Source organism: Streptomyces sp. Ru62, assembly GCF_002920615.1.
Classification (GTDB): Bacteria; Actinomycetota; Actinomycetes; order Streptomycetales; family Streptomycetaceae; genus Streptomyces.
This window is the reverse complement of the sequence record NZ_PQSU01000062.1, coordinates 18740-29228: the sequence shown is the minus strand read 5'-3', so window position 1 is coordinate 29228 and position 10489 is coordinate 18740. Positions and strand designations below refer to the sequence as shown.

General features: G+C 73.5%; 9 protein-coding genes. 2 read left to right on the top strand and 7 right to left on the bottom strand.

The window, feature by feature from the left end:
- The 4 genes from C3492_RS42650 to C3492_RS42635 all read right to left on the bottom strand — a co-directional run.
- Nucleotides 1-198: biotin/lipoyl-containing protein (locus C3492_RS42650; protein ID WP_308461190.1), on the bottom strand; the 198-nt coding region annotated here is incomplete at its 3' end.
- 61 nt (nucleotides 199-259) lie between these two features.
- Nucleotides 260-1648 carry a dihydrolipoyl dehydrogenase gene (gene lpdA / locus C3492_RS42645; RefSeq protein WP_103817954.1) on the bottom strand — a complete coding sequence of 463 codons (1389 nt, stop codon included), beginning with the start codon at nucleotides 1646-1648 and terminating at the stop codon, nucleotides 260-262.
- Between the two features lie 298 nt (nucleotides 1649-1946).
- On the bottom strand, nucleotides 1947-3509 hold the full coding sequence (locus C3492_RS42640; RefSeq protein ID WP_103817953.1) for a leucyl aminopeptidase: 1563 nt from the start codon (nucleotides 3507-3509) through the stop codon (nucleotides 1947-1949).
- 271 nt (nucleotides 3510-3780) lie between these two features.
- Nucleotides 3781-4611: an adenosylcobinamide-GDP ribazoletransferase gene (locus tag C3492_RS42635; RefSeq protein WP_258056232.1), complete on the bottom strand. Its 831-nt coding sequence runs from the start codon at nucleotides 4609-4611 to the stop codon at nucleotides 3781-3783.
- A gap of 108 nt (nucleotides 4612-4719) precedes the next feature.
- On the opposite strand from C3492_RS42635, the gene C3492_RS42630 reads away from it, so the two are divergent.
- Nucleotides 4720-5484 (top strand): hypothetical protein, encoded by a 765-nt coding sequence (locus C3492_RS42630; RefSeq protein ID WP_103817952.1) that lies wholly within the window; start codon nucleotides 4720-4722, stop codon nucleotides 5482-5484.
- Here C3492_RS42630 and C3492_RS45040 read toward each other — a convergent pair.
- The 3 genes from C3492_RS45040 to cobT all read right to left on the bottom strand — a co-directional run bounded on the left by C3492_RS45040 (nucleotide 5424) and on the right by cobT (nucleotide 9209).
- Nucleotides 5424-6203 (bottom strand): hypothetical protein, encoded by a 780-nt coding sequence (locus C3492_RS45040; RefSeq protein ID WP_374938436.1) that lies wholly within the window; start codon nucleotides 6201-6203, stop codon nucleotides 5424-5426. The genes C3492_RS42630 and C3492_RS45040 overlap by 61 nt on opposite strands.
- 25 nt (nucleotides 6204-6228) lie before the next feature.
- Nucleotides 6229-8025, bottom strand: a complete 1797-nt coding sequence (locus tag C3492_RS42620; RefSeq protein ID WP_258056231.1) for a phosphatidylglycerol lysyltransferase domain-containing protein — start codon at nucleotides 8023-8025, stop codon at nucleotides 6229-6231.
- Between the two features lie 65 nt (nucleotides 8026-8090).
- Nucleotides 8091-9209: a nicotinate-nucleotide--dimethylbenzimidazole phosphoribosyltransferase gene (cobT, locus tag C3492_RS42615; protein ID WP_103817950.1), complete on the bottom strand. Its 1119-nt coding sequence runs from the start codon at nucleotides 9207-9209 to the stop codon at nucleotides 8091-8093.
- A gap of 134 nt (nucleotides 9210-9343) precedes the next feature.
- Here cobT and C3492_RS42610 point away from each other — a divergent pair, with 134 nt between their 5' ends.
- Entirely contained in the window at nucleotides 9344-10327 is a 984-nt protein-coding gene (locus C3492_RS42610) for a class I SAM-dependent methyltransferase (protein WP_103817949.1), read from the top strand.
- Nucleotides 10328-10489 lie beyond the last annotated feature (162 nt).

Here is a 10489-nt window from a genome sequence, read left to right as displayed (position 1 = left end):
CGTCTCGTCCTCGGCGACCTTGATGGAGGCCAGCACGCCGGAGGCGGGGGCCGGGATCTCGGTGTCGACCTTGTCGGTCGAGACCTCGAGCAGCGGCTCGTCGGCCTCGACGCGTTCGCCCTCGGCCTTCAGCCAGCGGGTGACAGTGCCCTCGGTGACGCTCTCACCGAGCGCCGGAAGGGTTACGGAAACCGCCATGGTTTCGGTTGCTCCTAACGAATTGCGGAAGTCTGTGTCGTCGCGCCCGTTGACCGAAGGGTCAGTCGTGGGAGTGCAGCGGCTTGCCGGCCAGTGCCAGGTGGGCCTCGCCGAGCGCCTCGTTCTGCGTCGGGTGGGCGTGGATGAGCTGGGCGACCTCGGCCGGCAGCGCCTCCCAGTTGTAGATCAGCTGCGCCTCGCCGACCTGCTCGCCCATGCGGTCGCCGACCATGTGGACGCCGACGACGGCACCGTCCTTGACCTGGACGAGCTTGATCTCGCCCGCGGTCTTCAGGATCTTGCTCTTCCCGTTGCCCGCCAGGTTGTACTTCAGAGCGACGACCTTGTCCGCGCCGTAGATCTCCTTGGCCTTGGCCTCGGTGATACCGACGGAGGCGACCTCCGGCTGGCAGTACGTCACCCGGGGAACACCGTCGTAGTCGACCGGGACGACCTTCAGACCCGCCAGACGCTCCGCCACCAGGATGCCCTCGGCGAAGCCGACGTGCGCGAGCTGGAGCGTCGGGACGAGGTCACCGACGGCGGAGATGGTCGGGACGTTGGTGCGCATGTACTCGTCGACGAGGACGTAGCCGCGGTCCATGGCGACCCCGGCCTCCTCGTAGCCCAGGCCCTGCGAGACCGGGCCGCGGCCGACGGCCACCAGCAGGACCTCGGCCTCGAACTCCTTGCCGTCGGCCAGGGTGACCTTCACACCGTCCTGGGTGTACTCGGCCTTCTGGAAGAAGGTGCCCAGGTTGAACTTGATGCCGCGCTTGCGGAACGCGCGCTCAAGAAGCTTCGAGCTGTTCTCGTCCTCGACCGGGACGAGGTGCTTCAGGCCCTCGATGATCGTGACGTCGGAACCGAAGGACTTCCACGCCGAGGCGAACTCGACTCCGATGACACCGCCGCCCAGGATGATCGCGGACTTCGGCACGCGGTCCAGGACGAGGGCGTGGTCGGAGGAGATGATGCGGTTGCCGTCGATCTCCAGGCCCGGCAGCGACTTCGGCACGGAGCCGGTCGCCAGCAGGACGTGACGGCCCTGGATGCGCTGGCCGTTGACATCGACGGAGGTCGGGGAGGACAGGTAGCCCTCACCCTCGATGTAGGTCACCTTGCGGGAGGCGATGAGCCCCTGCAGACCCTTGTACAGACCGGAGACGACGTCGTCCTTGTACTTGTGGACGGCCGGGACGTCGATGCCCTCGAAGGTGGCCTTCACACCGAACTGCTCGCTCTCGCGGGCCTGGTCGGCGATCTCGCCCGCGTGCAGCAGGGCCTTGGTGGGGATGCAACCCCGGTGCAGGCAGGTGCCGCCGACCTTGTCCTTCTCGATCAGGGCGACGTCCAGGCCCAGCTGCGCCCCGCGCAGGGCCGCGGCGTAACCACCGCTACCACCGCCGAGGATCACTAGGTCGAAAACGGTGCTGGCGTCGTTCGCCACGTCACGTCCTCCATGCATGTGCGCCGTACGCCGGGCACCCTTGCCCCTTCGGGAGGTGACCGGCCGGTCGGCTGGTGTCCGGCCGCTTGATGCTTCGGCCCTTCGGTGGGGGCCCTGTCCTGCCGGGCTCCATCTTTGCACTTGTCGGAGGCGATCGAGACGCGGGGCCGGTGTGTGAGACGTCCCACGTTCCCTGGAAAACGAAGGCGCGCGGGGGCAGGGGCGCGGGGAACTGCGCGAACAGCCCCCACGCTCCTGCGGACGACGTACTACCGACCGGACCGAGTCGTCAGGCGGCTCAGCCCAGGTCACCCGCGGCGGTGAGCTCCGCGAGACGGACCAGCGTACGCACCGCGGTCCCCGTGCCGCCCTTCGGCGTGTACCCGAAGGGCCCGCCCTCGTTGAACGCCGGCCCGGCGATGTCGAGGTGCGCCCAGGTGATCCCCTCGCCGACGAACTCGCGCAGGAAGAGCCCGGCGACGAGGCCGCCGCCCATCCGCTCGCCCATGTTCGCGATGTCGGCCACGGACGACTCCATGCCCTTGCGCAGGTGCTCCGGCAGCGGCATCGGCCAGGCCGGCTCGCCGACCTCCTCCGCCGCCTCGTGCACCGCGGAGCGGAACGCGTCGTCGTTGGCCATCACACCGAACGTCCGGCTGCCCAGCGCCAGCATCATCGCGCCGGTCAGCGTGGCCACGTCCACGATCGCGTCCGGGTTCTCCTGCGAGGCCGCCCACAGCGCATCGCCGAGCACCAGCCGGCCCTCGGCGTCGGTGTTGAGCACCTCGACCGTCTTGCCGCTGTACATGCGCAGCACGTCACCCGGGCGCACGGCGGAGCCGGACGGCATGTTCTCGGCCAGCGCCAGCCAGCCGGTGACATTGACCTCCAGGCCGAGGCGCGCGGCGGCGACGACCGCGGCGAACACGGCGGCGGCACCGCTCATGTCGCACTTCATCGTCTCGTTGTGCCCGGCCGGCTTCAGCGAGATGCCGCCCGAGTCGTAGGTGATGCCCTTGCCGACGAAGGCCAGGTGCTTGACCGCCTTCGGGTGCGTGTACGACAGCTTCACCAGGCGGGGGGTGGCCGCGGAGCCGCCGCCGACGCCGAGGATGCCGCCGTAGCCGCCCTTGACCAGGGCCTTCTCGTCGAGCACCTGCACCTTGAGGCCGTGCTCCTTGGCCGCGGTCTGCGCGATGCCGGCGAAGGCGGCGGGGGTGAGGTCGTTCGGCGGGGTGTTGATCAGGTCGCGGGCGCGGTTCAGTTCCTCGCAGACCGCGACCGCGCGGGCGACCGCGCCCTTGTGGGCGGCGTCGCGCGGCTTGCCGCCGAGCAGCGCGGCCTCGGCCAGCGGCGCCTTGCCGTTCCTGGCCCTGCCGTTGCCGCCGTTCTGGCCGTTGCCCTTGTAGGCGTCGAAGGAGTAGGCGCCGAGCAGGATGCCCTCGCCGATCGCGCCGATCGCGCCGGGGCTGTCGACGGGCAGCGCGAACGCGGCCTTCTTCGACCCGGCGAGCGCGCGGGCGGCCACGCCGGCGGCCTTGCGCAGCGCCTCGGGGTCGTAGCCGGGGCCGCCGTCCTCGCCGTCCTCGCCGTCCTTGTCGGCGGGCTGAGCGCCGAGGCCCACCGCCACCACGAGCGGGGCCTTGAAGCCGGCCGGCGCGGGCAGCTTCGTCAGCTCGCCCTCGGCACCCGAGGCGCCGAGGGTCTCCAGGACGCCGGCCAGCTTGCCGTCGTACGCCTTGTCCACGGCCTCGGCGCCCGGCGCGACGACGGGCCCCTGGGCGCCCTTGGCGACACCGATCACGATCGCGTCGGCCCGCAGGCCGGGCGCCGCGGCGGTGCTGAGAGTCAGAGCAGTCACGGTGGTGAAATCTCGCTTCCGATGTGAAGTTCGCTGTGGCCGATGTGGGGTGGGTCGACCGGGCCCGAGAGCCGACCCTAGGCCCAGGGCCGGGCGCTGGTGGCAACCGGGGCCTCACCCTGTCGGCGAACACCCGTGATGAGACTACGCCCGTTGCCGACGCGCCCCGAAGGGGCGCGAGGCCGTGCGCGGTGCGCGGCTTCGCCGCGGGAGGACCGGCCACGACGCACCCACGGCCGACGAAGGGGTACCACCCCGCGCCGCCACGTCGCTAACGACCGAGGGCCAGCACCACCAGCGCCGTGACCGCGGCCGTCTCCGCGACCGCGCCGAACACATCGCCGGTGACCCCGCCGAACCTGCGGACGCACCGGCGCAGCAGCAGGTCGGCGACGGCGACGGCGGCGGCCACCGCGAGGGCGGTGCGCACGCCGTCGTACCCGCCGAGACCGGCACCCGCCGCCCCGGCCGCCGCCACGACGGCGCAGGCCACGGCCAGTGCCGTGCCCTTCGGAACCACCCCGGCCACCGCCGCCCCCAGCCCCTCAGGGCGGGCCGCCGGCACCCCGGCGCGGGCGGCCAGGGTGAGCGCCAGCCGGGCCGCGACCGCCGACACCACGGCCGCCACGGCACCCCGGGCCCAGGAGCCGCCGTAGAGCTGCGCCAGTACGGCGACCTGGGCGAGCAGCACCAGGACGAGGGTGAGCACCCCGAACGGTCCGATGTCCGACTGCTTCATGATCCGCAGCGCGTCCTCGGCGGGCTTGCCGCTGCCCAGCCCGTCGGCGGTGTCGGCGAGCCCGTCGAGGTGCAGCCCACGGGTCAGTGCGGCCGGTACGGCGGCCGAGGCGACGGCGGCGAGCAGCGGGCCGGCGCCGAGGAGGAGCAAGAGCAGGCCGAGCCCGGCCGCGCACCCGCCGACGACCAGTCCGGCCACCGGTGCGCACACCATGCCCCCGCGCGCGGCCCCCCGGTCCCAGCGGTGCACCCGGACGGGCAGCACGGTGAGCGTGCCGAAGGCGAACCGGAGTCCGTCCCGCAGGGAGAACGCAGGGGGCGGGGAGGAGGGGGAGGAGGGCGAGGAGGGGGAGGACGTGAACACCGGCGCAGGCTATCCCGCCCGGGATCCGGAACTCCCGGGCTCCACCCGGCCGTCGGCCCCTGGCCCACGCGCGTCCTTGCCCATTCCCTGGAGGGATAAAGTGCGCACATGGGGCACTGGTGGGTGCGGAACATCGTCGAGCCGGGCAAGCTTCCGCTGCTGCTGGCGCTCGCCGCCTTCGTGCTGACGTTCGTCGTGACCCGGGTCATCACCCGGCTGATCCGGGCGGGCAGGGGCCCGTTCGCCGATGTCAAGGCCGGCGGGCTGCACATCCACCACGTCGTCCCCGGGGTCGTCCTCACCGTCGTCGGCGGCTTCGGCGCGGTGGCCAGCGACCGCCACGGCGCCGGCGGGATCGTCTCGGCCGTGCTGTTCGGCATGGGCGCGGGCCTGGTCCTGGACGAGTTCGCGCTGATCCTGCACCTGGACGACGTCTACTGGACCGAGGAGGGCCGCAAGAGCGTCGAGGTCGTCGTGCTCACCGCCGCCCTGGTCGGCCTGCTGCTCGCCGGCTTCGTCCCGTTCGGCGTCAACGACCTCTCCCAGCAGGAGCTGGCCGACCGCGGCACGGTCGTCTCCAACATCGTCGGGAACTTCCTCTTCTCCCTCGTCGCCCTGCACAAGGGCAAGGCCCGCACCGCGCTCTTCGGGGTGATCGTGCCGCTGGTCGCGCTCGTCGGCGCGGTCCGGCTCGCCCGCCCCGGCTCCCCGTGGGCCCGCCGCTTCTACGGCCGCCGCCCCCGCGCCCGTGCCAGGGCCGCCCTGCGCGCCTACCGGCACGACCGCCGCTGGGCGCGGCCGAGCCGCGCCGTTCAGGACTGGATCGGCGGCAAGCCCGACCCCCGCCCGGCACGCCTGCCCGGCCACCGCTGACCGCGGGCCCGACCGGCCGGGGGCGTGCCTCGGTGCCGCGCTGCCGCCAGCAGACACAGCAGCCCCACTGCCATCAGCGCGGCCAGGTGCTCCTTGCCCGCCAGGTTCTCCTTGAGCAGCACCTCGACGACCATCGCCAGCGTCACCGCGCCCGCCGTCGCGTAGGCGCCGTACCGCCAGCTCACGAACACCGCGAGCCCTACGACGGCCGCCGAGGGCCCGGTGTCCACCACCTGCCCGTCGGTCCAGGGCAGCCCGAAGGGGGCGTGCGCGCCCAGGGTGATGCCGAGGCGCGCGTACAGGGTTCCGGCGAGCGTGGCGACGTAGGCGATGGTCAGCGTCCGCCACCAGCCCAGGCACAGTTCGGCGATCCCGAACACCAGCAGGATCTGCGCCAGCGCCCCCCACACCGGCAGGTCCAGCGCGGGCACGAACAGCGACAGGGGGGTGCGCAGCAGGGCGAGCCACAGGGGGTCGTCGGCCCGTACGGCACCCAGGTCCTGCACCAGCCCGTACCCCCATGGCTGGTTCTGCACGTACTGCAGCAACGCCGTCAGGCCCACCGCCGCGGCCGTCAACGGGGCCGCCGCCGGGCCCCGTCGCCGCAGGGGACCGCGCACGGCGGCGTACAGCGGCCCCCACTCGGCCCGGGCCCAGCCGGCCGGCGTCCTCAACGGACGCCCCTCCTCGAACGTTCCTCCGTCGAGCGTCGTGGCCATCGAGCGTTCCCCCGTCGTGCGTGTGTCATCGGTGCGTGTCCAGGTGCCTGCGATGCAGCCACTTGGGCAGTCCCGGCGCCTCCAGGAACCCCTCCGCGCGGGCCGAGGCGAGGCCGATGCGCGGCAGGTCCGCGCTCTTCTCGAAGAGCAGGAACCGCGGCTCCCAGACGGGCCGGTACTTGGCGTTGGCGCGGTACAGCGACTCGATCTGCCACCAGCGCGAGAAGAAGCTGAGCAGCGACCGCCACAGCCTCAGCACCGGTCCGGCTCCGAGGCGCGCGCCACGTTCGAAGACCGATCTGAACATCGCGAAGTTGAGTGAGACCTGCGTGATCCCGATCTCGTCGGCCCGCCGCAGCAGCTCGATGACCATGAACTCCATCAGCCCGTTGTCGGAGTCCCGGTCCCGCCGCATCAGGTCCAGGGACAGCCCGTGCGGCCCCCACGGCACGAAGGACAGCAGCGCCCGCAGCCGCCCCTCGGCGTCCGTGCACTCCAGCATCACGCACCGGCCGTCCCCGGGGTCCCCGAGCCGGCCGAGCGCCATGCTGAAGCCGCGTTCGGTGGCGCCGTCCCGCCAGTCGTCGGCGCGCTCCACGAGATGCGCCATCTCGTGGGCCGGGATGTCCTCGTGCCGGCGGATGCGCACCCGGTACCCGGCCCGCCCCACCCGGTTGTACGCCTGCCGGACGGTGCGCATCGCCCGGCCCTCCAGCGTGAACTCGGCGACCTCCACGACCGCCTCGTCGCCGAGCTCCAGCGCGTCCAGACCGTGCCGGGAGTAGACCGTCCCGGCCTCCTCGCCCGCGCCCATGACCGCCGGGATCCAGCCGTGCGCCCGCGCCTGGGCGAGCCACGGGGCGATCGCCCCCGGCCAGGCCTCCGGGTCCCCGATCGGGTCCCCGGACGCGAGACTCACCCCGCCGACCACGCGGTAGGCGACGGCCGCCTTCCCGGTCGGCGACCACACCACGCTCTTCTCCCGGCGCAGCGCGAAGTAGCCGAGCGAGTCACGGTCGCCGTGCCGCTCCAGCAGCTCGCGCAGCCGCTTCTCGTCGCCCTCGGTGAGCGGGTCGACGGCCCGCCGGGACCGGAAGGCGGCGTAGAACACGGCGAGGACCAGGGCCGTACTGAGCACGTTGATCGCCACGTTGGCCCAGTTGGGCGGGTCGATCCCCGGGAAGTGGGACTCGTCGGCCGCCACCGACACCAGGCGCAGGGTGCCGTAGTGCCAGCGCTCCGGGAACGTGGACCGGGCCGCGTCCGGCGCCTGGTCGGTGACCGTCACCAGCAGCCCGGCCAGCAGGCTCGCCAGCAGCCCGCCGCCGACGGCCACCGTGGCCGCGAGGCGGGGATTGGACCGGTCGCCCTTGGCGTAGAACTCCCGGCGGCCGACGAGCAGCGCGCCGACGAAGGCGGCGGTCAGGGCGAGGGAGACCCAGTTCTGCGGGTACCGCCGGATCTCCGGGAACGCCATGGCGAACGCGAACAGCGCCAGGAAGAGCCCGCTCATCACCAGGTTGAGGATCCACGCGGCCCGCTTGCGGCGCCGCATGGTGATCGCGAGGAAGGCGGTGAACAGACCGGCGGCGAAGCCGGCCGTCAGCAGGTACGGCGTGAAGAAGTCGTCCTGGTTGTGCCGGCGCACGTCCTGGCCGAGCGAGACCCACACCGCGCTGAGGAAGTTGACGAAGGCGACGGTCCGCAGATACCAGACGGCGAACGCGGCGGCCCGCCGGGAAGCCCCGGTGGACCGCCGCGCCCGCTCACCCGTCCGCGCCGCCTCGGCTCGCTGCTCCACGGCAATCCGGACATCTCCCATGGGGCAGGATCATATGGGTGCGGCTCAGGCGAACCGCACTTTTCAAGCCGTTGGCGGCATCGGTCTTACCTCTCCGACTCGGTGCCCGACCCCGTCTCGGTGTCCGGCCCCGTCTCGGTGTCCGGCCCCGTCTCGGCCTCCGGGCGCTCGGGAAGCTCCGCCGCCAGCGCGGCGGCGCTCCGCACCAGTGGCAGCGCCAGCAGCGCGCCGACGCCCTCGCCGACCCTCACCCCCTGCTCCAGCAGCGGCTCCAGGGCCATCCGGTCCAGCGCCTTGGCCTGACCCGGCTCCCCGCTGTCGTGTCCGGCCAGCCACCAGTCCGGCGCCCGGAACGCGACCCGCTGCGCGACCAGGGCGCAGGCGGCGGCCACGACTCCGTCGAGGATCACCGGCAGCTTCCGCACCGCGCACTGCAACAGGAACCCGGTCATCGCCGCCAGGTCCGCCCCGCCCACGGCCGCCAGCAGCTGCACCTGGTCCCCGAGCACCGGCCGGGCCCGCCGCAGCGCGTCCCGGACCGCCGCGCACTTGCGCATCCACGCCAGGTCGTCGATCGCCTCGCCGCCGCGTCCGGTCACCACGGACGCGTCGGTCCCGCACAGCGCCGCGACCAGCACCGCCGCCGCCGTGGTCCCGCCCACGCTGACGTCGCCGAGCACCACCAGATCGGTCCCCGAGTCGGCCTCCTCGTCGGCGACCGCGACACCCGCCCGCAGCGCGGCCTCGGCCTCCTCCAGGGTGAGCGCGTCCTCGACGTCGATACGGCCGCTGCCCCGCCGCACCCGGTGCCGCACCACGTCCTTGGGCAGGGCGTCCGGGTCGCAGTCCAGGGCCATGTCCACGACCCGTACGGGCACCTCCAGCCGGCGCGCCAGCACGGCCACCGGGCTCGCGCCCTCCAGCACCGCCCGCACCAGCCGCTCCGCACCCCCCGCGGGCCGCGCCGACACGCCCAGCTGCGCCACGCCGTGGTCGCCGGCGAACAGCACCACCCGGGGCCGCTCGACCGGCCGCACCGGCACGGTGCCGCGCGCGGCGGCCAGCCACTCGCCCAGCTCGTCCAGGCGGCCCAGCGCTCCCGGCGGCACGATCTGGCGCTCCCGCCGGGCCTCGGCGTCACGGCGTACGCCCCCGTCCGGGCGCTCGATCAGATCGGTGAAGTCGTCCAGATTAAGGCTGCTCATTCGCCGAACAGTACCGCCAGCGAGCGAACGCGCCCGCGCCACATCGCCACCACACCCCCACGACGTCTTTGCACCTCAGAGCGTGATCCCATACGTTCCGGTTTGCCGCGGAATGTCGCACAGGGAGCACGCCCATGCCGACCTCGCCCCTCACCCCGCAGATCACCACCCCCCACGACCCCTTCCAGGAGCCCCGCCGCGAGGACTGCCCCTGGTGCGGCTCCCCCCGCCTGCGCACCCGGCTGCGCGCGCCCGACCCGCTGCGGCACCGGTCGGGCAGGTTCGTCCTCGACGCGTGCCGGGACTGCGGCCACGCCTTCCAGAACCCCCGGCTCAGCGCGGAGGGGCTCGCCTTCTTCCACCGCGACTTCTACGAAAGACACCTGGAGCAGTTCGCCGCGCAGGTCCTCCCCGCCCGGGCCGTGCGCCGCCGGCACCGCGCCACCGCCTGGCGGCTGTCCGCGCTGCGGGAACCGGAGAGCTGGCTGGACGTCGGCACCGGCCACGCCCGGTTCCCCGAGGCGGCGAAGGAGTTCTTCCCCTACACCAGCTTCGACGGGCTGGACCCGACGGCCCGGGTGCAGCAGGCGCTGCTGGAGGGGCGCGTGGAGGAGGCGCACCGCGGTTACCTCACGACTCCCGGCATGGCGGCCCGGCTGCGCGCCCGCTACGACGTCGTCACCATGTTCCACCATCTGCAGCACGCGCCCGACCCGCGAGCCGAACTGCGCGCCGCGCTGACCGTGCTGCGGCGCGGCGGCCACCTGGTCGTCGAAGTCCCGGACCCGCGCTGCCTGTTCGCCGCGCTGCTGGGCAGGTGGTGGCTGCCGTACGGCCAGCCGCGCCACCTGCACCTGGTGCCGCTCGCCAACCTCCACGCGGAACTGCGGTCCCTGGGCTGCACGGTCCTGGTCACGGACCGCACCACCCCGCATGTGCCGTACGACCTCTCGGCGGCCGTCGCCCTCGCCGTGGCCCAGGCCCACCCGGTCGTCCAACTCGCGGCGGTCCCCGTCCAGGCCCTGGCCTCGGTGCTGGACCACGGGTGCGCGCCGCTGTTCCGCCGCACGCGCTTCTCCAACGCGTACCGGGTGGTGGCGCGCAAGGACGGGGGATGACGGGGCATCGTCGCCGGCTGCGGGCCCGTCGCCGCCGCTCGCGCGCGGCGGAGCCGCATACGGACACAGCCCCGCGTGCCTGCGGGGCGCTCGTGGCTGCGGGCAGTCGTGCCGCCGGGGCGGCACGGGTGGGCGCGGCGGCACCCTCGGCGCCGATGAGCC

Bases quoted from the DNA above. Each gene is read 5' to 3' on its own strand.
- C3492_RS45040 (WP_374938436.1), bottom strand. From the start codon at position 6,203: ATGGCCACGACGCTCGACGGAGGAACGTTCGAGGAGGGGCGTCCGTTG.
- C3492_RS42610 (WP_103817949.1), top strand. From the start codon at position 9,344: ATGCCGACCTCGCCCCTCACCCCGCAGATCACCACCCCCCACGACCCC.
- cobT (WP_103817950.1), bottom strand. From the start codon at position 9,209: ATGAGCAGCCTTAATCTGGACGACTTCACCGATCTGATCGAGCGCCCG.
- C3492_RS42630 (WP_103817952.1), top strand. From the start codon at position 4,720: ATGGGGCACTGGTGGGTGCGGAACATCGTCGAGCCGGGCAAGCTTCCG.
- C3492_RS42620 (WP_258056231.1), bottom strand. From the start codon at position 8,025: ATGGGAGATGTCCGGATTGCCGTGGAGCAGCGAGCCGAGGCGGCGCGG.